We start from the raw sequence: 22,643 nt of genomic DNA, 5'->3' as shown, positions 1-22,643 counted from the left end.
CGCGGTCTCAGGTCTCGCGCAACGGGAAGATCCCGGCCCTCACCGACCGTCCACTCAGGGGAACCAACCATGCCCGACCCCGGTATCACAGACAGATCCGCCCCGGCCCTCCGCACGAACGCCCCATCGGCCGCCCGCGCCTGGGCCGTGGTGGCCATGATCACGCTGCTGATGGCCATCAACTTCGCCGAGAAGTCAGTCCTCGGACTCGCCGCTGATCCGATCATGAAGGAACTCCATCTCGACGCCTCCGAGTTCGGTCTGCTGGCCAGCAGTTTCTATCTGCTCTTCAGCCTCTCCGCGGTCCTGGTGGGCTTCCTGGCCAACCGGGTGCGCGCCAAGTGGATCCTCGGAATCCTCGCGGTGGCCTGGTCCCTGACCGCGCTTCCGGTGTTCCTCGCGGGCAGCCTGGCGATGCTGTTCGCGAGCCGGATCACGCTCGGCGCCGCCGAGGGTCCGACCGCCCCTGTCGCGGTCCATGCCGTGCACAAGTGGTTCCCCGACCGACGCCGGGCGATGCCCACCGCCGTCACCCAGGCCGGTGCAGTGCTGGGCACCGTGATCGCGGTCCCCGTGCTCAGCTGGTTCATCCTCCACCACGGCTGGCGCTCGGCGTGGCTGGTGTTGGCCGCGTCCTGCCTGGTGTGGGCGGCGGGCTGGCTCGTCGTCGGACAAGAAGGGCCGCTCACCGACCAGGCAGGCCCAGCAGCCGACGCGGCACCGGACGCTCCCCGCTATCGGCCGGTGCTGCTGAGCGGCTCCTGGCTCGGCATGCTGGTGTGCGCATTCGGCGTCTACTGGGCCGTCGCCGCCAACCTCGCGTGGGTGCCCACCTACCTGACCAAGGCCGGCGGGTACGACCCCGCCACGGCAGGCAGACTGGCCGCCCTGCCGTCCGCGCTCGGTACGCTCGCGATGCTCGTCCTGCCGTGGCTCTCCGGTCGCTGGATGCGCCGGGGCGCCACAAGCCGGTGCGCCCGGGGCATCCCGGCCGGCCTGCTCGCGATCGTCAGCGGTTGCTGCCTCCTGGCCGTTTCAGCCGTTCCGGCCGGCCCGCTCCGGCTGGTGCTGCTGAGCCTGGCCTTCGGGCTGCCCGTCGCCGGGGTCCCTCTCATGTACCTGGTGAACGCCGAGATCTCGCCGGTCCGACTGCGCGGCGCCACCTCCGGACTGTGCGTCGGCATCGTCACCTTCGGCGGCATGTTCGCCCCGGTGGCCCTGGGCCGGCAGCTCGACGCCGCCGCCACCCCCGCCGCCGGCTATCAGGCAGGCTTCGCGCTGACCGCCGCCCTACTCATCGTCGGCGGCATCGTCGCCGTCATCGCCGTCAACCCGGAGCGCGACGCCCGCCGGACCGGCACGCGCACATAGAAAGCGCGAGTCCGCAGCGGTGGGGGCCGGGAGCGGGGACGACTCCCGCCCGGCCGCAGCCTTCCCACGGTCTGGCGGGGCAGCTCGTCCCGGACATCCCAGGACTGGGACGTCATCGAAGTGCAGACCCTCGTCGGAGCGTGGTGGTCAACGCTGATGCCTGGTCGACGGTGTAGAGAAGAACCGGTGCTGCCCTGCGAGCGCCTGCCATGCCGGGCCATACAGCGGTGCGTTACCGGCGAGGGACTGGGCGGAGACGACCATGGCGCCCAGGCCATCGCCGGTGCTACGCCGCGGGGCCTGAGGGATCTGCGATGACGTGCCCGGGCCGTTCCGCCGGCTGTCTTCCCGGCGCTGCTATGCGGCCCGGTTGCGATCTCTCGGGTTCGGGACAGTGGTTGTGAGAGACCGTTGCTTGTGAGGATTTGTTGCTGTTCAGCGGCCCTTTTTGCGGTGCGGATTCACTGTCACGGGGGTGAGAGATCGGGGTAGGCGCGCTGTCCTGGGGTGTTATCGCATGACGGGTGACGTTGTCTCAGTTTCGTGAGTTCCTATCCGTCGGCCGGTGGATGGTTGGCGTGCTCGATGCGTGGTTCAGGAGCAGGAGGAGTGGCACGGGGTTTCGGACGAACCGGGCGGTGGGTTGCCCGCTGTGTCTGTCCGGGCGTTACGTGCTCCGGTGGTGCGGCGGCTGCTTGCCCTGCGCCGGGAGGGGACCGATCACCCAGCAGGTGAGGTCGGCGGCGGACGTGCTGGGGGTGCGGGAGCGTGCGGTGTGGCGGTGGCTAGCGGCCGCTGCTGAGAGCGATGAGGCCGCGGCCGCCGGCTCTGGCGCCCGTCCCCGGGATACGGGGTTCACGATCACGCCTGAAGTCCGTGGGCTGTTGGCGCTGTGGAAGGGGAACGTTGCCGCGGTCCATCGCGAGCTGACCGCTCGCGCGGCCAGGGGAGAGGGAGCGCCGCCTCCGTCGCTGACGACGCTGCACCGGGCGATCCGTCGTGATCTGTCGCCGGGGAGCGGGCCGGGCTCGCCGGTGGTGAGCGTGAGGCCCGGAAAGCACGATGTGTTTCTGGCCCGGCCGCGGGGCTGGCGGAATCAGGTGTGGGAGACCGACCATGTCCAGGCGCTGGTGCTGGTCGATGTCGAGGGAGGCGTGGACATCACCGGCGAGCGTGGGGTGGAGGCCATCTGCTTCGCCGGTCCTGGTGGCAGCGGCTGCTTGCGGGCGTGGGTGCCGTTGCTGTGAGCGCCTACGTTTTTCTGGTTCTGTTCGGCGCCTGGCAGCGGAGCCGTAACCGGGAGCCTTAGAAGTCATCTCAATTGGTGAGCCTGCGGTAGCAGATGAGGGTGCAGGCGATGCTCGTGAAGGCGAGGAAGTGGTCGGCTTTGCGCTCGTAGCGTCGGTGCAGACGGCGGCAGCCTGCGAGCCAGGCCATGGTGCGTTCGACGGTCCAGCGGTGGCGGCCCAGTCGCTGTGAGGACTCGACTCCTTTCCTCGCGATGCGGTGCTGGATGCCGCGCTGGCGTAACCATCGTCTTAGGTGGGAGTAGTCGTAGCCCTTGTCGGCGTGGAGCTTTGCGGGCTTGCGGCGTCGGCGTCCACGGCGGGAACGGATCGGCGGTATCCCTTGCACGAGGGGAATCAGGGCCTGGCTGTCGTGCAGGTTCGCCCCCGAGATTCCAACGGACAGGGGCAGACCGGTCCGCTCGGTGATCAAATGGATCTTCGACCCGAACTTGCCCCGGTCGACAGGATTCGGACCAGTCAGATCCCCCTTTTCAGGGCCCGCATGTTCACCGAGTCGATCGCGCAGCGCGACCAGTCCAACTCGCCGCGGGCGCCGAGTTCGTCGAGGACCAGGCGGTGGAGCTTGGCCCACACCCTGGCCTTCGTCCACTCGGAGAAACGCCGATGAGCCGTTGCCCCCGACGGCCCGAACGAAGCAGTGGGCAACTGCTGCCACGTGCAGCCTGACGTGGCCACGAACACGATCGCGGCCAGCACCTCACGATCACCATGCCGGCGCCGTCCACCACCCTGCGGCCGTGACGGCGCCTCCGGCACCACCCGCTGAAACAACTCCCACAACTCATCCGGCACCAGCCGCTCAATGATCCCCACCATGACCGACAGCCTACCGACCAAACCAAATGAGATGACTTCTTAGCACGGAGGGCAGTAGTACGTGCAGCGCATCCGCTTCGAGGACCGGCCCGGCGGTGGCCGCGTCATGCGGCTGGGCACAGAACACCCGGGGGTGGGCACCATCTGGGACGGCCTGGAGGACGTCAAGCTGACGTCACGGGGCCTGAACACCTCGGCCAGGCCCGACGCCGTCCGCGCGCCCATGGTCACGGGGCTGCGGCGCAGTGAGTCCGGGGGTCGCTCGATTGTCAGTGTCGCGCCTTCCCGGTCGCGGGCGGCGAGCACGGTGCGTCAGGACGACCCGGTCAAACGCGCGCTGATGCATCTCGACCGCGCCATGCGTGATCAGCCGGACCGTTTGTACAGCGCGGTGCGAACCATCCAGCGGCTCCTGGAGGCAGAGAAGGTCCCGGAGAACATCGGCCGGCTGCGCCTGGCTCTCGGCCGCAGTCAGACGCAGCTCGAAGAACGAGCCCGACAACGCCAGGTCGTCCTGGCCCGGCTGCAGGAACAGCCCACATTTTTCCTCCTCACTGAGGCCACTCAGCTGATGAGGGATCTCGACGTGACGGCCGAGGAGCGGGAGGTGGTGCGTGTCGCGCGGGTCCGGCACGACCAGGAGCAGGCCGCGCTTCGGCGTGAGCAGGAGGAGCGGCGCGCGGCTCAGCGGGAGAAGGAGTGGCGCGAGCAGACGGAGCAGCAGCTGGCGGAGGAGCGTGAGCGGAACGAGGCCGCCCGACGGGAGCGGGTGGAGCGGGCGTTGGCCGTGCAGCTTGAACAAGAGGAGACAGCGGAGCGCCAGGCGCAGCGGGAACGCGCCGAGAAACTCGGCTACCTGGCGCCGTTCGTTATGGGGGCGCTGAAGAAGGCAGCCCGTGAGGAGAGGGTCACCACCTGGCGCGAAGACCGGGCAGCGTGAGCTGAGCCGCCTCACCCACCAGGACAAACTGACGCTGCTGGAGACAGTGGAGAACAAGACCCTCCCTGGCAGCCCCCTGTGGTCAGCGGTCCTGGCCGCCACCGGCAGCGATGAAGCGCTGCGCCTGCACCGGGACCTGCTGCACCGCTTGCAGCGCCCCGCGCCCGCCGACGACGCCGACCTCCTCGCCCAGATCACTGCGGAGCGCGTCCAGCTGCGCCGTCAGTGGTAATAGCCTGAACAGGGCAGGCAGTCAGAGGGGGCGCTGCCCCACATCCGGCCACCGACGATGTCGACCCGATGCGCTTGTTCACCATCCACCGGGATTGCGGGATGGTCGTTACGGTCGAGTTATGGCGCTACGCATGCGGTGGTCGTTTGAAGGTCCCTTTTTTGGGGCGGCAGAGCAGTCCGTGCGTGACGTGCAGGAAGCTGTGCGATGGCTTGATGGGGGAGTGACGATGGTCCGGGAGCGCGCGAACCTGGCCCCAGGTGCGTCCGAGGAGCTGGCGGACTGTGTGCGGGTCATGTTCGCCCGAATGCTCGACGAAGCAGACAGCGCGACGTCGCGCGGTAAGCGGTGGTCGGCCACTGTCGGCCCTATCAGCGTGACGCTCACCCCGACCCGCTGAAAGCCGCAGGCAGTGCGCCGAACTGGTGCGTCTGGACAGTTCACGGGAACGAGACCAAATCGGTCCGACATCACCGCCTGAGTCCCGGATTACCTCACGGCCCCGGTCGCACACGCCGAGCGATTGACTCGCGACAACGGCGGATCGCCAGGGCGCACCGATCCACCAGGGATTACGGGACGGCCGTTACGGTCGAGTTATGGCGCTGCGTATGGAGTGGTCGATTGAAGGCCCCCTCTTTGGGGCGGCAGGGCAGACTGTGCGCGACGTGCAAGAAGCTGTGCAGTGGCTGGACACGTCAGTGACGCGGGTCCAGGACGCGATCCTGCCCTCATTTGAGTCCGATCGGCTCAGTCAGTGCGCGCGGCTCATGCGCGCCCGGATGCTCGACGAAGCAGACAGTGCGACGTCGCGCGGGGAGCGGTGGTCGGCCACTATCGGCCCTCTCAGAATGACGCTCACCCCGACCGGCTGAAAGCCGGTGGCACAGAAGACGCGAAGAGCTCGCGGCCGACGGCAACTGCCGGCCCCTGGCCTTCCATCTCACTGCTGGACAGGCAGGGGATACACCCGCATTCGCTGATGTGATGGCCCGCCTGCGCGTTCCCCGACGGCGAGGGCGACCCCGCGCCCGGCCGGACCTGGTCCCGGCCGACAAGCCGACAAGGGGTATTCCTCCCGCGCCATCCGTGAGGTCAGAGTCCTCGCAGGTCAGAGGCCATCCGCGTAAATCTTCCAAACTGGGGCTGGCCATCCACGTGACCGCCAGCGGGGGTAGCCTTCCCGTCCGTTCGAAGGTCCCTGGAGGCTTCCTGTGCACACCACCGTTTTCCTGCTGCAGAGCGCGCTGGGCCTTGGCGGCGGTCTGGTGAGCATCTGGGAGCTGACCCGCCAGGCTTCGGGACCAGGCTGGAGGAAGGTGCGGGTCTTCTCTGCGGTGGCGGCTTTGACGCTCGCCGGGTTGCTCGCCGTCTAGCCTCGGTCTTTCATCACGCCTGGAGTAGTCGCATTGCGGTGCGTCCCACCTGCGGTGACGCAAAGATGCCCCCTTTGCCGTGCAATTTGCGGTGCATGACCACGACGAACCCGAGCGCGGTCACCCCGAGCAAGAGGAACGGAAGATCGAAGGAAAGGGGCGGCGCCCCCACGAATTCGCAGTGTCCGTTCTGCCGCACCGTGCCGTCTGCACACCCAGACAAGTTCCCGCCCCTCCCGCCGACCGTCTGGGATCGAGGCAGGAGTCGCCAGCACATAGTCTCGGTGAGGACTTCGGGCAGTCCAGCCCGGTCACCCAACCGAGGCCAGGACGGGGACGACGGGAACCGACGGGGTCGGCTGCTCGGCCCAGACGATCTTCCCGGTGGGGGTGAAGCGGATTCCCCACCGCTCGGCGAACTGGGCGACGAGGAAGATTCCGCGACCGCCTTCGTCCATGTCCGTCGCGTAGCGCAGGTGCGGGGAGGTGCTACTGCCGTCGCTGACCTCCACCACCAGGGTGGTATTGAGCAGAAGGCGCAGGTGGATGGGGGGTGCCCCGTAACGGATGGCGTTGGTGACCAGCTCGCTGAGGATCAGTTCGGTATCGAATGCCGTCTCCTCCAGGTTCCACTCGGCCAGCTTCGCGGACACCTCGGTGCGTAGGGCGGGCACTGCGGCGGGAATGGCCGGGATGTCCCATTCGGCGATACGGTCACGGGGAAAGGTGCGGGTTCGGGCGACCAGGAGAGCGGCGTCATCGACTGAACGGGCGGGTAGCACCGCCTTCAGGATCATCTCGCACGTCTTTTCCGGGTCGATTCCCGCGCCGGAAAGCGTGTCGCACAGCAGCTTCAGGCCGGTCCCGATGTCGCGGTACCGGTTGTAGATGAGCCCGTCGGTGTAGAGCACGAGCTGCGTGTCCTCCGGCAGCTGCCACTCGGCGGCCTGAAAGCGCAGGCCGCCCAGACCGAGCGGGGGTCCTTCGGGCAGGTCGACAATCTCCACGCGGCCGTCCGGATGGACGATGGCGGGCGGATAGTGACCGGCTCTTGCCATCGTGCAGCTACGGGAGACCGGGTCGTAGATCGCATACAGGCACGTAGCCGCGACGTTCACATCCTGACCGGCACCCGCTTCCGCGTCCATCTGGTTGACCACATCGTCAAGGCGGGCCAGCAGTTCGTCGGGCGGCAGATCGAGGGTGGAGAAACTGAGGACTGCGGTGCGTAGCCGCCCCATGATGACCGCGGAGCGCAGGCCGTGGCCGACCACGTCCCCGATTACCAGCGCGGTGCGGAATCCGGGGAGAGGGATCACGTCGAACCAGTCCCCGCCGACCTCGGCCTCGGCGGGCACGTACCGGAACGCCGGCCGCACGGCGCTGGTGTCCGGCAGCACACGAGGCAGCAGGCTGCGCTGCAGCGTGGTGGCGATGGCTTGCTCACGGGAATAGCGGCGGGCCAGCTGAGAGACCACCAGGCCGACGACGAGCAGCAGCCCGGCGGTAACGATGTCGTCCGTGTTGTTGAAGCGGGTGAAGCTTTCGTACGGGGTGGTGAAGAAGAAGACGAACCACACGGCGGCGGAGAGGGCTGTGAGTGCCGCGGCCCAGCGGTAGCTGAGGGCGGCCACCGCCGCGACGACCAACATCAAGATCAGAGCCACGTTGGTCTGGGACAGGGTGTCTCGGACGGGTATCAGGAGCGCGCATACGACAAGCGGGACTGCCACTGCCGCAAGGAACGCGGTCAGCCCCTTAACCGGATCACGAGGCATACACACCTCCCTTCCCTCCGGTGTAGCAGGGCTCACGTTGCGTGGCCAGTCGATACGGGTCTGGTCGAACCTGGTACCGAGGCCCTCGATGGCGTCCGCGACCATGCGTAGGTCCCCTGCAGCGCGGAGTCACCAGCCTTACATGGGAGCCTGGCGAGACCTAGCTACCTGAGGAGGCCGCTGTCGTAACCCGTATAGGGCCGTCGTTCCGGTCCCGGGCCTCCTTGCTTGTACGGAATTCCTTGTCAGCCACCCCTCGACCTGAACGGACCACTGAATCGTGACCACCTCGATCATCGTCGGAGGAAGCAGCGGCATGCAGGCAGTGAACTGGGATGAGGTACGGGATCGGACCGTCGCTCTCTACGCGCGGCATGGCACGGGCCTCGGCAGACACCTCCCGGCAGTCCTGAGCGAGACGCAGGTGCGCCAGGCTGAGGAACAGTTCGGCGTGGAGTTCCCCGAGGACTACCGCCAGTATCTGCTGCGTGTCAGCGCGGGCGGCCGGGTGCGGAGGCTGCAGTTCAACGGGTCGCGCTGGGATTGGGACGACGCTCGGTATGGGGACCACGAGAAGCTGCATGTCCCCTTCCCCGACCATGACACCGCACTGGCGGCGAGCGAGGACGCCTGGGACAACCAGCCGAAGCGGGAGAACTACACCTCCGACGCGGTCTACCAAGCCGACCACGACGCTTGGCAGGAGGCCGCGTATGCGATTGAAGCCGCTCGGGCCACCGGGGCTGTCTTTCTCTGCGACGACGGCTGCGGCTTCTACACGCTTCTGGTGGTCAGCGGGCCCATGCGAGGGACCATGTGGTTCGACGGGCGCGCGACGTGCGATCGCCTGAACCCGCTGCTCAACGATGACCGCCAAGCCGCGACATTCGCGGAGTGGTACCTCGACTGGCTGGCCCACGAGGAGACGCCGACCACGCCCGAACAGTGCCGTACCACCCACCAGAACCGGCACGCAGGCGTAGGCACGCCCATCTGGTACCGCTGGTTCGACTCGTAGAGTCCAAGACTCATGGTGGCAGGCACCGCGATCTCGCTGGCGGAGGCTGGCGAGGGCATCGGAACGGCCACCGCCGATCATCGGCGCGACGAACGCCGCGCTGCTGGCTGAGGGCAGCACCCGATCAGACGCCGTCCTCCGGCTCGGGAGCTCCGGACGCCCAGCCTACGAGCGGTATGGGGGATCCAGGGCCGGCCGGATGTACTTCCAGGCCGCCGTCGGCGTTCAGTGCCGTCCGGCGTCCTGGATAGGTACGGCGTGCTGTCTCCAGGTCACGCTCGTCGAAATCGCCGGTGAAGATGAGCACGCCATGGAGGAGTTCCACCTTCTGCGTGGCGGTGGGCCAGCGGGTGAGTAGGGCTTCCGCGGTCATGGGGACTGCCGGCGCCGGCAGGTCCGGTCCAGGCATGCGCAACCCCTCGGTCGGTGGGCAGACGTTCCATTACCGCAGTCATTCCGCCTGATAGTGCTGGTCGTAGTGCTGAACCGCTTGCTGGGGAAGGCACGGGCCATCCAGACTTCTGGTGCGCCGACCTGGCGCAGTTTCTTGATCTGCCGAACGTAGTCGTGTCCTTCGGGGCTGGCGTGGACGCGCAGATAGATGCGGTCGTCCTTGCCGGTGGTGAGGCCGTTGAAGTAGAAGGCGCAGGTGTGGTTCCACTGATAGGGGGCGTCCAGTTCGGCGCAGTGGCAGAACCGGTGGGCCACGTGCACCGGCAGGCCCCATCGTGGGTGGCACAGCCGCTGCAGGAGCTGGTCGTGCCAGATGGCCCGAGGATGGGCGGTGCGGGCGTCGATCTTCCAGCTGTCGCCGTCGTCCCAGCATTGGACACGGTAGAAGGCGGTGACGGTGTGGAAGAGAGCAATACGTCGGAGCAGAACGCTGCCCACCGCGGCCCGCCTGGCTCGTGAGATTTCGAGACTGGGATAGGCGTTGAGGTAGGCGGATTCCACGGGATTGAGCTGCGGGGTCGTCCACAGCGGTCGCAGACCGCTGTCTTCGCACCAGTTCCGGTGCCGGCGCTCGACATCGGCCCAGCCCTCCGCCAGCCCACGGGGCAGAACGAGCACCAGCGTTGCTGCTTGCCCAGGGTCTCTCACCATGTGCAGGTGCATCTGCCGGCCGCGGGTAGGGAGTCGAAGCTGCGTGATGGTCCTCTACGTTGACGTCTCCTGGCTCCTGGATGTCCAGGAGCAGGCTGTTCCCGAAGATGTCGCGGTCGCCGATTACTCCGCTCTCGTCGCGGCTGTGGCCCGCCACAGGACCCGCGTCCCGCGTCCCGCCACCGCCGAACCCGATGCGGCGTGGCGTGCCGCTGCTCTCCTGCACAGCCTGGTCCGGCTCCAGCCGCTGCCGTACCGCAACTCCCTCTACGCCTGTCAGGTCGCTGCGGCTTACATGCACGCCTCGGGTGAGGGTATCGACGCCCCGTACGGTGCGCTGGTGGAACTGGTCCGCGGCATCCAGTCCGGCAAGGCAGGCGTCTACCAGGCAGGCGACCGCATCCGCTCCTGGCGCATCTGACGGCGTTGCCGGGGGTCTTCGCGCTGCGCGAGATCGCCCGCCGCAAGTTCGCGTACCTGGAGTGCCGGGCCGCGCGGGCAGGACCGCGTCACGGGGAGCGGGTCGGTGCGTGTTCGGGTGCCTTCCACGCGATGTGCTCGTACTGCCGACGGCGCCTGCGGCTGCGGCGCGCGGGGCGGCACCCGCCGGCCCGCTGGTGGCCTCGTCGCCCGTCGCGCTCAACTCGCCCGGCCAACTCCAACTCGCCGACCGAAGCGCTCGGTGAGGGCTTCGGTGCTGTGTCAGAGGCTGAGTTCTATGTAGTCGATGTCGGTGAATTCGACCAGGAGTCCGTCGGCACGGCGGCCGCGGTCCTTGAAGTACTCCTGTTGGAGTCCTTCGGCGAGGACGGCCTGGAGCTGCTGCTCCGGGGCGCCGGCGGCCTGTGCGTCGAAGAGGCGGGCTGCGTAGGTGGCGGGAAGGTGCTGGGTGATGCGCCGGATGCGTGCGTCGTCCGTGCTGCCCGGCGCGGCGGTGAACCCGAACCGCGCTCTGGTTTCCACGACGATGCCGGTGGAGACGGCCGCGTTCTTCTTCGCGTCCTCCTTCACCCGCGGCTGCCACCGTGTGCGGACCTCGTCGGCGAGCCGGGCGCCGAGCTGTGCCCGCGGCGTCTTGATCTGGTTCCTGGCGTACCGCTCGACGGTGCGCTGGGAGACCCCCAGCAAGTCGGCCACCGGCCTGGTGCCCTTGAGCCGTTTCACCAGGAACCGCACCTGCGCGCCCGCCGATCTCGGGATCGGCCGGGTGGCCGCGGCCGCTACTGCATGACCGAGGCTTTCGCTCACGACGCCCATCGGATGTTCCCGCTCCCCGCAGTTCTCAAGTCTGCTGTCGCCCGCACCCGTCGCCCGCCCCTGCGCCGATGCCCGCCGCGTTCCTTGATGCCCGAGGGCACGTGAACCTGCGACTGGGCGCGCAGCCCCCGTAGTGCATCGATTTCACCTGTGGTCTCATCGGCTGTCCACCGGGCAAGAGAGCCTGGTCGCGGCCCTCTTCGGCGGGGATCGGACGGACGGGACCGCTGCTTCCGCCGTTGCCTGGACAGGCTGGTAACAGATGTTACCATGTGGGGTATGGCCAAGACACAGCTGGGCGCACGCGTGGATCAGGATGTCGCGGAACTCGCGAAGAAGCGCGCCGCCGACCTCGGACTGAGCATCGGGGACTACCTCGCCCGTCTCGTGCAGGACGACGCCAGCGGCCTGCGCGCCCGCGCGGTGGACGCCGCCGCCCGCTTCCTGTCCGAGCACCAGGCGGTCTTCGACGAGGCCGAAGACGCCCAGCAGGCGCCTGCGGGAGCGCGCGCCGCGTGATGGAACTGCACATCGACGTTCCCTGGATCCTGCAGGTCGCCGAAGCGGCCGGCGCGGACGATCCCGCCCCCGACGACTACGGCGTCCCCATCGCCGCTGTCGCCCGCCACCGGGCCGAACTCTTCGAGCAGCCCGTCTACGACGGCCCCTACGCCAAAGCCGCAGCACTCGTGGACAACCTCGGCCGCTGCCGCTGGCTCGAGCGCTCCAACATGGCCGTGGCCGCCGCCACCGGCGTCATGTATCTCGAAGCCGCCGGTATCCCCGTGAAGCCCACCCGCGACGACGCCATCGCTCTCAAAGACCTCCTCCTCGATTCCGCCTGCACCGCCGCGAGGATCGCCGCGCTGCTGCGGACCTGGCCCACCACCACCTGACGCTCGCAGAACACGACGCCGCCCCGGGGCACCGGGAGCGGTACCGGTCATGCAAGGGCCGTTGAACGCCTCCTGTACTCGAGGCGTGCTCCGGAGGGACCGTGCAGTTCACCGTCTGGCGGGCGGCCACGCCGCTTTGGGCCGGCAGCGCATGGACCTCCCGTTCCCGATGAACAACCGCGCCCGCTACAGGCTGGGTCCGCCCCCGGGCACCGGGAGCGGTACCGGTCATGCAAGGGCCGTTGAACGCCTCCTGTACTCGAGGCGTGCTCCGGAGGGACCGTGCAGTTCACCGTCTGGCGGGCGGCCACGCCGCTTTGGGCCGGCAGCGCATGGACCTCCCGTTCCCGATGAACAACCGCGCCCGCTACAGGCTGGGTCCGATCGCGGCGGGTAGGACCCAGTTGCCCGAGGAGCTTGGGCGCCCGCTGACCGAGCTGCGCGGTTGTTTGTGGGGCCGAAGCACGTGCTGGACCGGGAAGCACGTGCTGGACCGGAGAGCGATGACACTCGGCTCGGGCTCCTGGAGCGGCTTCCCGCCTGGCGGGCCGCCGGGAAAATGGTTCGGCTGTCTGTCCCGCCTGGCGGGAGGCGCGGGATCTCGCTCTTTCCTTGCAGGTCAGGGGGTGTGGTGTGGTCTTCATGATGGATATCGCGAGGATCACTGCTGGGCAGATGTACCGGTACTACCTGCGTCAGGTCGTCGTCGGTGACGGCCGGCGCCCGCCCCGCGCACCGCTGAGGAAGGCTCAGGAAGAGGCTGGTGTCCCGGCCGGGCGATGGATGGGCCGGGGCCTTGTGGTGCTGGGTCTGGTGGCGGGGGAGGAGGTCACCGAGCGGCAGTTGCGGAACTTGTTCGGCGAGGGAGGCCGGCACCCGCACGCCGACCGGATCGAAGCCGACCGGTTGGCCGCGGGGGAGTCCCCGGCGGCGGCGTGGCGGTCCGGGGCGGTCGGGCGCCGGGTGAAGGTCACCGGACTGGATTTGGTGTTCCGGCCGCAGCCGACGATCTACCTGTTGTGGGCGCTGGGTGATGACGAGACCCGGCGGGCGATCGAGGCCGCGCACGAGCGCGCGATCGAGATGGTGCTGGAGTGGATCGAGGACCAGGTGGCGGTGATTCGGTTCGGCAGCGGTGGCATTCACTGCGTCCGGCCGCCCGGCGGTCTGGTTGCCGCGCGCTTTCGCCACTACGAGGCACGGTCCCAGATGCCGTTGCTGCATGACCATCTGCTGTTGTCGGTGAAGGGGCAGCGCCCGGACGGCACGTGGGGTTCTGTACACACAGAGGCCCTGTACGAGAACACCGTCGCCGCGTCCGCGCTCTACAACGAGCTCGTCATGGCTGAGGCCTGCGAGGCGTTGGGGTTGGCCTCTGAGCCGCGCACGGTCACGCCGGGCCGCCGACCGGTCATGGAGATCGCCGGGGTCCCGCATGAGCTGATCGGCTGGACCGCGCGGCGCGGCGAGCAGATCGCCGCCTGCCTGACGGAGCTGGAGGCCGAGTACGTCACCGCCGTCGACGACGACGGCGAGCTGAAGTTCCTGCCCGTCGTCTCCGAGCGGGCCCGCACCAGGCTGAACCGGATCGCCGCCCGCAAGACCCGGCCGCCCAAGCAGCGCGCCCGGCCGCTTGCTCAGCTGCGCGCCTGGTGGAAGGCGAGCGCCATCCTCAGCTCCGGGGTGGAGCTCAACGTCATCGAGTCCCTGCTCGAGCGCGCCCGCGCCGCGGCCGCCGTGATCCGGGCCCGTGTCGCCGCGGTGGTCGACGTCGCCCTGGCGGCCGTCGACGTCACCGCGCGCGTGTTCGTGATGAACGGCGGCGGCTGGTTCCACCGTCGGCACCTGCTTGCCGAAGCCCGCCGCCACCTCGCCCTCGTCCTGCGAGGCCGCCGCCACGAGCGTGGCCTGGACGAGCAGATCGTGGACGCCGCGCTCGCCGCGCACTGCACCGACATCACCGACGCGAGGACGTCGCGCGGCGCGCGCCCGGAGTACCGCCTCTACACCACCCGCTGGGCCCTCCCGGGCGCCGCTTTCGCCCGGCGCCCGCCGACCGACGTTCCCGAGCCGGACCGCAATCCCCCGGCCGGCCCCGGCGACCCGGCCGCACCCCGGCTTCCCCTGGAAGCGGGGCAGCAGGACATACCCCGGGTGCCGCTGCGCTACGACCGCGCCGTCATCGCCGGCGCGGTGCTGACGGCGCAGCTGCGGCCAGCCCGCCGCACCGGCCGGGATCCGTACGACGTGGCGGTCCACCAGCAGGCCGCGATGCCCGAGCAACTGGACGTCTTCGCCCAGGAGGAGGACCGCCCTGTCCTCAAGGCCCGCCGGGCCGTCGACCTGGACGCACTGCGCACCGACATGGAAACGCTGGAGTTGACTGCCGACCAGCTGCTTCGGTTCGAGCGGGCGGGCACGAAGCTGAACGCGGGGGCTCGCGAGCGGATGCACCAGGCCCCTGGTCTCCCCGACGAAACCGCACCGCGCCCGCACCGCGAGAACGACCAGCGTGCGCACCGCCCGCACCAGCCCGGCCCCGGCCAGAGTCCGGGTGCGCCCCGCTGAGCGCCGGGCAAGCCTCTGGTGGCTCCCTCCGTCAACGCGTGCGAACCCACTGGTCCGGCGGCTGGCGAGCTTTGGCCCCTGACCCGGGCAAGCCTGTGCCGACACGGGCGGGCAAGCCAAAGGTGAACCTGGGCAAGCCCGCACTGTCGGTGGTGGCTGGGAGCCTGGGACGTATGGACAGGGATGAGGAGTTGCTGCGCGGCCGGGTCTACGGCGCCGACCATGACGATCCCCGGCCCGGACCGCAGCCGGGACGCACCTACGCCGAGCTGGTCGGCGGGCCGCTGGACGGCCTGCTGCTCGACATCACCGGCTGGACGAAGGGCGAGATCGATACCGGTGTCGCCCTGATGACGGAGCTCGGGCAGTTCGGTGCTGGGGGGCGGGCGATGTATGACCCGCGCCCCGGCGACCGGCGCCGCTGGGACTGGTCCGGCGACACTCCCTGACCGGTCGCACGGCGACGGGTGACACCTGCGTCGCGTCGTTCGTTGACCTCATATGCCTGAACTGCCCTCCGTGAGGCGGAACGGGAGCGGCAGCGCCAGGAGCAGCGCGCCGAGCTGGACGCCAGGCGAAAGAGGCGCCGGCCCGCTGAACGGCGGCCCCTACCGACTGGACCCTCGCGAGGACTGGGAGAAGGAGAAAGTTCCGCCGGCCGACGGGGAACACTGCCCCAATTGCCGGAGGTGCCGAAGTGGCTGTTCGATGCCTTGGTGCGTCGTGGTCTGAGCCTGGTGGCCGCAAAGCTGAACGCCTTCGCCGGCGTCAACGTCCAGCGGGGGACAGTACGCCGTCCCTGTTCCGCCGGGTCGGGGAGCAGGAGCTTCGCGAGCGGTTGATCGCGGCGTCAGGCAGTCAGGTCCCTCAGCTCGTTCGCCAGGGTGTGCTGGGTTCGCGGGACATTCCGCCGTCCTGCGCCGTCGCCTGCTGGAGCTGTCCGGCAGGATCTGGTGGCACCCCTTCTGGACCACCGTCCCCGGCAGTGCGCCGGCTGCCCGGGTGGAGCTGCGTCGCTTCGCCCGTACACAGAGCTGCGGCGGGGGATCGGCATGAGCGGAGGCGGTGGGCTCTCGCCGAGGCAGGAGTCGATCCTGCGGGTCATCCGGAACTCGATCATCGAGTGTGGTGAGGGGCCGGCCGTGCGGCAGATCGGCGAGCGCGTCGGCCTGTCCAGCACCGGCACCGTCGCTCACCAGCTCGGCCGCCTCGAAGCACTCGGCCTCATCAGCCGCAGCGCTTGGCGCTGGCGCTCCTGCCGGCTCGGCACCTGAGTCGGTGGTGAGCTGTGTTGGCAGATACCTGTGTCGGGGCGCTGCTGTTGGTCAGGGGGTTGCGCGGAGGAGGACGAGTGATCCGTTGTAGGTCGGGCGGTTGCGGAGGTGGCCGAAGGCCTCATCCCAGGTGCCTGAGCCGAGGGCGCGGCGCAGGGAGGTGTCGAAGGCTTGGCGGGCATGGTCGTCGATGAAGCTCCAGGCCGAGCAGGCTTGTCGGGCTGCGGGGTTGAGGAGGAGTTCGGGGCGGCCGTAATAGGCCTCGTTGAAGCCGTCGGTGCAGTCCAGCGGGATGGGGACGGACTGGATGGTGGTGGTGCCGCCGAGAGCGGCGGTGAGTTGGCCGAGGGGCGGGTAGCGGCGGGCTTCGGTGTCGAGGACGTCGGGGGCGTACTCGTAGAGCCAGAAGTCGCGTACGCGGGCCGGGTCGCAGGTCAGTACGACGACGGGGCCGCGGGTGACACGTCGCATCTCGCGTAGTCCGGCGGTGGCATCGGACCACTGGTGGACGCTGAAGAGGGTCATCGATGCGTCGAAGTGTCCGTCGGGGAAGGGGAGGTCTTCGGCGACGGCGTCGACGGCGGTGGCGAGTTCGGCCGGCCGCTGGGCTCGCATGGCCAGTGAGGGTTCGACCGCGGTGATCGTGTGCGCGGCGGTCTCGTACGATCCGGTGCCCGCACCGACGTTGAGGACGGTGCGCGCACCGCCGAGGGCCTGGGCGATGACGTGGGCGATGCGTTCGTCGGGGCGGCGCCAAGCGGCGTAGGCGGCACCGATGGTGCCGTAGTCGACGTCGCCGACGCTGCCGTCGTGGGTGCGCATGACCATGGGGGACCTCGCCTTGTGGGTCTGGCCGGGGCGGCGGCATCCGCGTCCCGGACAACGCTTGGTCGGCGTGCCCCTGGGGTTTGCCCGCGAAGCTAAGGGCCGCCGTCCTCCTGGTAGGAGTGGCGTTGGCCGGCCCAGGGGTCGGCGATGTTGTGGTAGCCGCGTTCCTCCCAGAACCCGCGGCGGTCCTGCGTCATGTACTCGATGCCGCGCAGCCATTTGGGGCCCTTGTAGCCGAAAAGGTGCGGGACCACCAGACGCAGGGGGAAGCCGTGTTCGACGGTGAGCGGCTCGTCGTCGTGGTGGGTGGCCATGACCGTGGTGTCGGCGATGAAGTCGCTCAGGCGCAGGTTCGCGCTGTACCCGTACTCGGCCCAGGCCATGACGTGGGACACGCCTGCGGCGGGCGGGGCAAGGTCCAGCAGGGTGCGGGCCGGAACGCCGAAGAACATGTGGCCGGTGGTGCTGGTGCCTGAGGCGCAGTGCAGGTCCGCATGCACGGTGATCTTTGGCATGATGGCGACTTCATCGAACGTCCAGGAGTGGGTCTGTCCGCTCGCGGTCGCGCCGAACACCTGCAGGTTCCACCGGTCGGGGCGGAAGCGGGGCACCGGCCCGTAGTGCGAGACGGGCCACCCTTTGGCCAGGCGCTGCCCTGGCGGCAGCATGCCTTCCTTCATGACGCAGCCCCATCACTTGCCTTGTCCGCAAATACAAGGGCAAAGCCTATGTCAGACCGACAGAGGCCAGCACTATGGTGAAAAAGGGTCGTATCTTCCGCATGACCGACGCTCTCGGGTAAGCCGCAGGGGAACCTGGGCAAGCCGGCCTCCCCGACGGCTTACCCACCTTCAGTACCTGCGTGCTGCTGCCCATTGCCAAGGGCCCGGCACGTCCCTCAAGGCCCTGGAGCCGTCGGTCCTGTGCGTCGCTCGTCCGGGCCGGGTGTCGCCGAACGTTCCCGCCTGCCTGGTGGGCCTTGATGTACTGGACTGTCGGAGCTGGGCGAGGCAGGGGAGCGGGACGTGGCCGGGTACAGCGGGGGTCACACGGGGCGCGTGAAGGATTTCAAGGACTTCGAGTGGGTGGTGTGGCGCCTCGAGGTTCAAGACCCATCGCAGCTCGCGGGCGAGGATCCGGATCTGGACGAGCGCACCGGGGAGACGATGACGGAGCTGGCCGCCTCGCTGGGCTGCGTGTACGAGCACTGCGTCGACGACGACTCCTACGACGACGAAACGCCGTATTACGCCTGGTGGGTCCGCCTGCCCGCAGCCGAGCATGCCCGACTCGACAAGGACGGCCTGCCGCCGGCCATTGCCCCGCTGCGCCAGTACCTGACCACCCAGCTTCCCGACGGTTTGAAGTGGGAGATCACGCCGGACCGCGAGCTGACGTACGACCACGCCGGCAGCGTGGCGATGCGGGCCGCCTACGACGATCTGATCGCCCCGTTCGAGCGCGCCCTGATGCCGCTGCGCGTGGACGGGGCTGATGCTCTTGATCCGCGGGCGAAGGTCTGGACGTGGGAGGAGAACCTCCTGGTCGGCACGTTCGACCTGTGGCTGTGCAACGACCCGGACCACCCGCACACCTGGATCGTCGTCACTGTCGGCCTGTGGACCGAACCGCAGCTCTTCGGCGAAGCGCCCGCAGCCCGCCTCGGCCACTTCGACTTCACCCCGCACCACCCGCTGCTCTTCCTGCCCCGCCCGCCGGCCCCGGCGACCTTCACCGCCCGCATCACTTCCGGCTCTTTCCCCCGCACGGGCACCTCCAGGACGAAGGCGGCCGACGCCATCGGGACAGCTCACCAGTGGACGGCCAACGACCCCGACGTCCTGGCCGAGCGGGTCGCCCACGACCTCAAGCTGCTGTGGCCGCACCTCACGGGCCCGGAAAGGAGCTGACGATGGCCTCGCACGCGAAGGACCCGCGCTGCACCGCCATGGCCGAAGCCCTCGCTTCGGGCCCCGGGGCCGGCGGGCTACGGCGGAGGAGATCCCCGGTCGCCCATTGATGGGATGGCAGGCTCTGCCTCCACTAGGACGTGTTTGAGATGTGGTCACAGCGCCTGCCGTATGAGGGTGAGTTGGACGGTCGACTCGTAGCGGACGGCGAGCTTGTCGTACCTGGTCGCAACGCCTCTCGCCTGCTTCAGAAGGCCGATCCGGCACTCGACTTTGTGCCTGCGCTTGTACATTTCGCGGTCGAAGCCGGGCGGACGGCCTCCGGCGGAACCGCGGCGGAGTCGGTGTCCGGCCTGGTCTCGCTTCTCCGGGATGGTGTGCGCGATCCCGCGTTTGCGCAGGTAGGAGCGAATCTGACGGGAGGAGTACGCCCGGTCGGCAAGCACATGTCCGGGCCGGGTGCGGGGGCGTCCACCGCTGATCCGGGGGACACGAATTCGGTCCATCACCTGCTCGAAGGCGGGCGCGTCGCCTCGTTGGCCGGCGGTGATGACGGCAGCGAGGACGTGGAAGGAGGCGTCGACGGCGAGGTGAATCTTGGTGGTCAGTCCGCCGCGCGAGCGTCCCAGGCCGTGGTCGTCCGGCTCGGCCGCGAGGCCGTTCGGACGCGTCCGGCCCGGATCGTCAGCCCCTTTTGCGGGCCCCGGCGGCGTGCTGGTGAGCCCGGCAGACGGTGGAGTCGACCGAGACCTCCCACTCGATGATCCCATCCGCATCTGCCTTGACCTGCAACTTCTTCAGGACGCGGGCCCATGTTTCGTCGATCTGCCACCGTCGGAACACCGCATACGCGGTCTCCCAGGGGCCGTATCGCTCGGGCAGATCCCTCCAAGGCGAGCCGGTCCGGGCCCGCCACCAGATCCCGTCGAACACCTGCCGCCGATCCCTCGGAGGTCGACCCATCTTCGGTATCGGCGGCAACACCGCTTCCAGCCGCTCCCACTGCGCATCCGTCAGATCGCCACGAGACATCTGAAGATCATTTCACGACCTTGATCAACATCTCAAACACGTCCTAGAAGGGAGCTCTGCGATGACCGATGCGGAACGCGTCGACTGCACCGACTGCTTCGTCCTGCCGGGCGGATACGTGAAGTCCGGTGGCGGGATCAGCGAGACCTGGCACGCCCGGACTGCCCGGCGCCCGCGATCACGCAGATCAACATGGAGGAGGGAAGCAAGCTGAGCGGCTCGTGCGCGGCGGGGAAGACAGCCCCGGCCCACGCGTCCTGCTCTCGGACCCGCAGGCCCAGCACGACTGGAACACCACCTACCGAGTGCTCACCACATTAGGCAACCGTCACACCACCGCCCTACGAGTCGGGCAGGGGCTGGCGACTACTTCGGCTCTTGGGCCCTCGGCGAGCCGCCCCGCCCACGAACGGGTGAAGCATGCTGGACCCGCCCGACGTGACGGCTACTCTGCAGCCAAGGCGGCCGCGGCAGGGCCGTGCTCCTCGAACGCCATCGGCCCGTAGACGTTCCCGAAGAGGATGCGAAGGAGCTCAGCTTCACTCCGCGATCACGCGCATCCATTACCCGGATACGGCCCTATCGCCGCTACCGGAGGGCCGACCGGTACGGAGACACAGGACCCGACCGCCCATGCGCCACGACCAGCTCAGCCGCCTCGCCACCCGCCGCCAGCTGTACACAAACGAGTCCTATCAACAGGCGAAGAGCCTGCTGCGCCCCGGACGGCCGCCCATCCCGCCCGCGGACTGCGCGGACCAGCGGATCTTCGAGGCCACGCTGTTCCACCAGGTCCTCGACTCTTACACGGACTTCAGCGCATACCCGTTCGGGATTCGGCGCGTGCGCCCCCAGCCAGACACCATCGATCTGGTCATTGAAGGCGAGCAGCGTGCCGCCAGGCTCCTGTCGCGTGTGCTCCCCTCCTACGAGCCGGACGGCGAAGTCCACGGCATCCCCGGACTGCGCGTCCGACAGCGCGACCACAGAGGAGTCGAGGTGCACATCGCCGGTCAGCGCACCTCCGCCTGGCTGACCGGTCAGCCCCTCAAAGTCTTCAAGCGCGCGGAGACAGAGAGCCTCGAGCGCGCGGCCGACACCGGATGGAAGGCACTGTGGCGAGGACCAGAGCAGTGGTCAGCTGAAGAACTCGCCTTCGAGCAGCGGTGGAACACAGGGACGTGGGAGCGGCAGTTCCGAGCCGGTGCTTGGAGTGCCAGCGGAGTGCTGCGACGCATCGGCCTCTTCCACACCCTCACAGCCGCCGACGCCGTCACCGGCTACAAGGGGCTGGGCATCAACGGCTACGACGGCAGCGGGCCGGTGCGGTGGTGCCTGGACATCATCCACCGCTCCGGCGTCCGTTATCAGAAGCAGCCTTTGATCGAAGCGATGACGGATCCGGTGTTCGGTCTGCCCGTCGCCCGAGCCCATCACCTAGACGCGATCTACCCGCCAGAACAGATGGAGAACTGGACCCGTTTCGACGACGAAGCCCGGACAGGGCTCATCGAGCTGCGCTTCACCACGTGTACCTATGAGCAGTTGCAGTTGGTGTCCTGTCCTCCCAGGTACCGAACGATCGCTGAAGCTGTCCAACGCCGGGTCACCGCTGCGACCCAAACGACACGGGGGAGAGGCGGCGTCGTCGGATAGCGGCCCGGGTCAGACCGGGTGGCCTGCTTCCAGTGCGGCGAGCGTTGGCGCACGTGTCCTTGCGCCCCACGGCAGGCCCCGACCGGCCCGGGGCCCAACGTCCAGCAACCGTTTGTTCCAAGTTTCCGTACCGGCGCCCGAGCACACCGCCGAGTAGAGCGACCGAGGCGTCCGACCACGGCCAATCAGCGGTGTTACGCCGCTACCCGCCGTCTGGAGCAGGTAGTTGTATGCCTCTGGCGCGTGATATCCAGTGGATGCGTTGCCGCGACGGCAGCAGGCTGTAGTTCAGGGTGCGCAGCCCCGATCCCTCGGTCAGGTGCCACGGAGCCATCATCCACAGGCCCTCCCGGTCGGGGACTGGCTGGACCGGGCAGCCGGTCAGTACCAGGTCCCAACGATCCGTGCTTCCGTTGTCACGGTCGTCCTCCGCCGTAACCGTGCCGAACACCTTGTGCGGCAGCTCCTGCGCGGCCTGCTTTGCCGTGTAGTTCTCCGAGAGCTCCTTGATGGTGAATTCGCGCTGCAGGTAGACGTCCTGACTTGTTTCGCCGGGCCCCAGGACGATGACGCCGGCGGCAGCGGGCCGCCTGTCCTCATCGGCCACGACCAGGTCGCCGTCGAACCGTGCCTGCACGCGTCGGTCGCTGAGATTCTCCATGATCAGAACCTGCTGCAGCACGAGGCGGTTGGCGCCCTCCTGCTCTGCGGGGAAGTGCCAGGTGTGCCCCTGCGGCCAGGGGTTGCACGGCATCCCCATGGTGGTTGCTGCCAGCGGATCCCATGGCGGGGGACTGAGCCTGAGGGTGACTCCCGGGGCCTGGGAGTCGAGTCGGCTGCGGATGGCGTCGGCGGTCATGAGCTGGTTGGCCTTCAGTGCTCCGCGCGTGAGGTACCCCTGCCACACGACGCCCCCGAAGGCCAGGGTGGTGCCGATCGAGCCGAGGGCCACCCAGAAGGTTTCTGACATGGCGAAGATTCTGGCCCCACCCCGTACGGCCACGCACCAGCGGGTCTCGTCGGAGCTTCCCGACCGCCGACCACCACTGCGAGCACGACGGCTTCACTCTCGTCGCTGCGTACGCGAACGGCTTCATGGCCGGCTTCGGCTACGCCAGCCGGTAGTACCGGCCTTCAACATCGTTGAAGCCGAGATGGCGGTCGCCGTGCGGGTTGATCAGGTGGGTGGTGAAGGGCAGATCGTTCGGGCCCGGCTGCCAGGGCTGTTCCTGCTGGCTCAACGCGTCCTCCGTCGGCGTTCGGCGATCACGACGCAC

At 68.7% G+C, this 22,643-nt stretch carries 26 protein-coding genes and 1 pseudogene; 17 read left to right on the top strand and 10 right to left on the bottom strand.

Annotation, left to right across the window (positions count from 1 at the left end; translation table 11 throughout):
* Positions 1–69: 69 nt before the first annotated feature.
* Positions 70–1,371: an MFS transporter gene (locus OHB49_RS42435; RefSeq protein WP_329166902.1), complete on the top strand. Its 1,302-nt coding sequence runs from the start codon at positions 70–72 to the stop codon at positions 1,369–1,371.
* Positions 1,372–2,414: 1,043 nt separating this feature from the next.
* Entirely contained in the window at positions 2,415–2,618 is a 204-nt protein-coding gene (locus OHB49_RS42430) for a hypothetical protein (protein WP_329166901.1), read from the top strand.
* A gap of 70 nt (positions 2,619–2,688) precedes the next feature.
* On the opposite strand, the gene OHB49_RS42425 is transcribed toward OHB49_RS42430, so the two are convergent.
* Positions 2,689–3,497 (bottom strand): IS5 family transposase gene (locus tag OHB49_RS42425; RefSeq protein WP_443079709.1). Its coding sequence is split into 2 segments (ribosomal slippage): positions 2,689–3,149 and positions 3,149–3,497, totalling 810 coding nucleotides; the frame shifts between segments, so codons are not numbered across the junction.
* 61 nt (positions 3,498–3,558) lie between these two features.
* Here OHB49_RS42425 and OHB49_RS42420 point away from each other — a divergent pair.
* From OHB49_RS42420 to OHB49_RS42395, 6 genes and pseudogenes are all read left to right on the top strand, one after another.
* Positions 3,559–4,437, top strand: coding sequence for a hypothetical protein (locus OHB49_RS42420; RefSeq protein WP_329166898.1), 879 nt, complete (start codon positions 3,559–3,561; stop codon positions 4,435–4,437).
* Positions 4,394–4,669, top strand: coding sequence for a hypothetical protein (locus OHB49_RS42415; RefSeq protein ID WP_329166897.1), 276 nt, complete (start codon positions 4,394–4,396; stop codon positions 4,667–4,669). The genes OHB49_RS42420 and OHB49_RS42415 overlap by 44 nt, the downstream gene beginning before the upstream one ends.
* 229 nt (positions 4,670–4,898) lie before the next feature.
* Positions 4,899–5,069, top strand: coding sequence for a hypothetical protein (locus OHB49_RS42410; RefSeq protein ID WP_329166896.1), 171 nt, complete (start codon positions 4,899–4,901; stop codon positions 5,067–5,069).
* Between the two features lie 199 nt (positions 5,070–5,268).
* Positions 5,269–5,544 (top strand): hypothetical protein, encoded by a 276-nt coding sequence (locus OHB49_RS42405; RefSeq protein ID WP_329166894.1) that lies wholly within the window; start codon positions 5,269–5,271, stop codon positions 5,542–5,544.
* A gap of 28 nt (positions 5,545–5,572) precedes the next feature.
* Positions 5,573–5,728 (top strand): annotated as a pseudogene (locus tag OHB49_RS42400) (IS5/IS1182 family transposase); the annotation flags it as partial.
* 155 nt (positions 5,729–5,883) lie between these two features.
* On the top strand, positions 5,884–6,045 hold the full coding sequence (locus tag OHB49_RS42395) for a hypothetical protein (RefSeq protein WP_329166893.1): 162 nt from the start codon (positions 5,884–5,886) through the stop codon (positions 6,043–6,045).
* Positions 6,046–6,356: 311 nt separating this feature from the next.
* On the opposite strand, the gene OHB49_RS42390 is transcribed toward OHB49_RS42395, so the two are convergent.
* Positions 6,357–7,823, bottom strand: coding sequence for an ATP-binding SpoIIE family protein phosphatase (locus tag OHB49_RS42390; protein WP_329166892.1), 1,467 nt, complete (start codon positions 7,821–7,823; stop codon positions 6,357–6,359).
* A 280-nt stretch (positions 7,824–8,103) separates the two neighbouring features.
* Between OHB49_RS42390 and OHB49_RS42385 the strand changes: the two genes are divergently transcribed.
* Positions 8,104–8,841 (top strand): SMI1/KNR4 family protein, encoded by a 738-nt coding sequence (locus OHB49_RS42385; protein WP_329166890.1) that lies wholly within the window; start codon positions 8,104–8,106, stop codon positions 8,839–8,841.
* Between the two features lie 124 nt (positions 8,842–8,965).
* Here OHB49_RS42385 and OHB49_RS42380 read toward each other — a convergent pair whose 3' ends face one another.
* Together OHB49_RS42380 and OHB49_RS42375 are read right to left on the bottom strand one after the other, a co-directional pair.
* Complete coding sequence (locus OHB49_RS42380; RefSeq protein ID WP_329166889.1) at positions 8,966–9,214, bottom strand: hypothetical protein; 249 nt, start codon at positions 9,212–9,214, stop codon at positions 8,966–8,968.
* On the bottom strand, positions 9,211–9,912 hold the full coding sequence (locus OHB49_RS42375; RefSeq protein ID WP_329166888.1) for a hypothetical protein: 702 nt from the start codon (positions 9,910–9,912) through the stop codon (positions 9,211–9,213). Before OHB49_RS42375 ends, OHB49_RS42380 begins: the two co-directional genes overlap by 4 nt.
* A gap of 79 nt (positions 9,913–9,991) precedes the next feature.
* Between OHB49_RS42375 and OHB49_RS42370 the strand changes: the two genes are divergently transcribed.
* Positions 9,992–10,366, top strand: a complete 375-nt coding sequence (locus tag OHB49_RS42370; protein ID WP_329166887.1) for a toxin Doc — start codon at positions 9,992–9,994, stop codon at positions 10,364–10,366.
* Between the two features lie 281 nt (positions 10,367–10,647).
* Here OHB49_RS42370 and tpg read toward each other — a convergent pair whose 3' ends face one another.
* Entirely contained in the window at positions 10,648–11,202 is a 555-nt protein-coding gene (gene tpg / locus OHB49_RS42365) for a telomere-protecting terminal protein Tpg (protein WP_329166885.1), read from the bottom strand.
* Between the two features lie 279 nt (positions 11,203–11,481).
* Here tpg and OHB49_RS42360 point away from each other — a divergent pair, with 279 nt between their 5' ends.
* The 5 genes from OHB49_RS42360 (at position 11,482) to OHB49_RS42340 (ending at position 15,940) form a co-directional block, all read left to right on the top strand.
* Complete coding sequence (locus OHB49_RS42360) at positions 11,482–11,721, top strand: hypothetical protein (protein ID WP_329166884.1); 240 nt, start codon at positions 11,482–11,484, stop codon at positions 11,719–11,721.
* Positions 11,721–12,098 (top strand): fic family toxin-antitoxin system, toxin component, encoded by a 378-nt coding sequence (locus tag OHB49_RS42355; RefSeq protein WP_329167452.1) that lies wholly within the window; start codon positions 11,721–11,723, stop codon positions 12,096–12,098. Before OHB49_RS42360 ends, OHB49_RS42355 begins: the two co-directional genes overlap by 1 nt.
* Before the next feature lie 642 nt (positions 12,099–12,740).
* Entirely contained in the window at positions 12,741–14,666 is a 1,926-nt protein-coding gene (gene mobF, locus OHB49_RS42350) for a MobF family relaxase (protein WP_329166883.1), read from the top strand.
* Positions 14,667–14,839: 173 nt separating this feature from the next.
* On the top strand, positions 14,840–15,115 hold the full coding sequence (locus OHB49_RS42345; RefSeq protein ID WP_329166882.1) for a hypothetical protein: 276 nt from the start codon (positions 14,840–14,842) through the stop codon (positions 15,113–15,115).
* Between the two features lie 603 nt (positions 15,116–15,718).
* Complete coding sequence (locus OHB49_RS42340) at positions 15,719–15,940, top strand: hypothetical protein (protein WP_329166880.1); 222 nt, start codon at positions 15,719–15,721, stop codon at positions 15,938–15,940.
* A 51-nt stretch (positions 15,941–15,991) separates the two neighbouring features.
* On the opposite strand, the gene OHB49_RS42335 is transcribed toward OHB49_RS42340, so the two are convergent.
* Both OHB49_RS42335 and OHB49_RS42330 read right to left on the bottom strand, forming a co-directional pair.
* Positions 15,992–16,768 carry a class I SAM-dependent methyltransferase gene (locus OHB49_RS42335; protein ID WP_329166878.1) on the bottom strand — a complete coding sequence of 259 codons (777 nt, stop codon included), beginning with the start codon at positions 16,766–16,768 and terminating at the stop codon, positions 15,992–15,994.
* A gap of 92 nt (positions 16,769–16,860) precedes the next feature.
* The gene (locus tag OHB49_RS42330) at positions 16,861–17,448 is read right to left on the bottom strand and encodes a molybdopterin-dependent oxidoreductase (protein WP_329166877.1); all 588 of its coding nucleotides are present in this window, start codon (positions 17,446–17,448) and stop codon (positions 16,861–16,863) included.
* 378 nt (positions 17,449–17,826) lie between these two features.
* On the opposite strand from OHB49_RS42330, the gene OHB49_RS42325 reads away from it, so the two are divergent.
* On the top strand, positions 17,827–18,678 hold the full coding sequence (locus OHB49_RS42325) for a hypothetical protein (RefSeq protein ID WP_329166876.1): 852 nt from the start codon (positions 17,827–17,829) through the stop codon (positions 18,676–18,678).
* A gap of 155 nt (positions 18,679–18,833) precedes the next feature.
* On the opposite strand, the gene OHB49_RS42320 is transcribed toward OHB49_RS42325, so the two are convergent.
* A protein-coding gene (locus OHB49_RS42320; protein WP_406322283.1) for an IS5 family transposase occupies positions 18,834–19,710 on the bottom strand; the annotation gives its coding sequence in 2 pieces (ribosomal slippage) (positions 18,834–19,367 and positions 19,369–19,710; 876 coding nt in all).
* A gap of 633 nt (positions 19,711–20,343) precedes the next feature.
* Here OHB49_RS42320 and OHB49_RS42315 point away from each other — a divergent pair.
* On the top strand, positions 20,344–21,366 hold the full coding sequence (locus OHB49_RS42315) for a hypothetical protein (RefSeq protein ID WP_329166874.1): 1,023 nt from the start codon (positions 20,344–20,346) through the stop codon (positions 21,364–21,366).
* Positions 21,367–21,568: 202 nt separating this feature from the next.
* Here the strand turns inward: OHB49_RS42315 and OHB49_RS42310 are convergent, their stop codons facing one another.
* Together OHB49_RS42310 and OHB49_RS42305 are read right to left on the bottom strand one after the other, a co-directional pair.
* Positions 21,569–22,336, bottom strand: coding sequence for a hypothetical protein (locus OHB49_RS42310; RefSeq protein ID WP_329166873.1), 768 nt, complete (start codon positions 22,334–22,336; stop codon positions 21,569–21,571).
* Between the two features lie 139 nt (positions 22,337–22,475).
* The gene (locus tag OHB49_RS42305) at positions 22,476–22,607 is read right to left on the bottom strand and encodes a hypothetical protein (RefSeq protein WP_329166872.1); all 132 of its coding nucleotides are present in this window, start codon (positions 22,605–22,607) and stop codon (positions 22,476–22,478) included.
* Positions 22,608–22,643 lie beyond the last annotated feature (36 nt).

It is taken from the genome of Streptomyces sp. NBC_01717 (genome assembly GCF_036248255.1).
Taxonomy (GTDB): domain Bacteria; phylum Actinomycetota; class Actinomycetes; order Streptomycetales; family Streptomycetaceae; genus Streptomyces.
The sequence above is the reverse complement of the archived record's forward strand: the minus strand, read 5'-3'. Positions and strand labels throughout refer to the sequence as shown.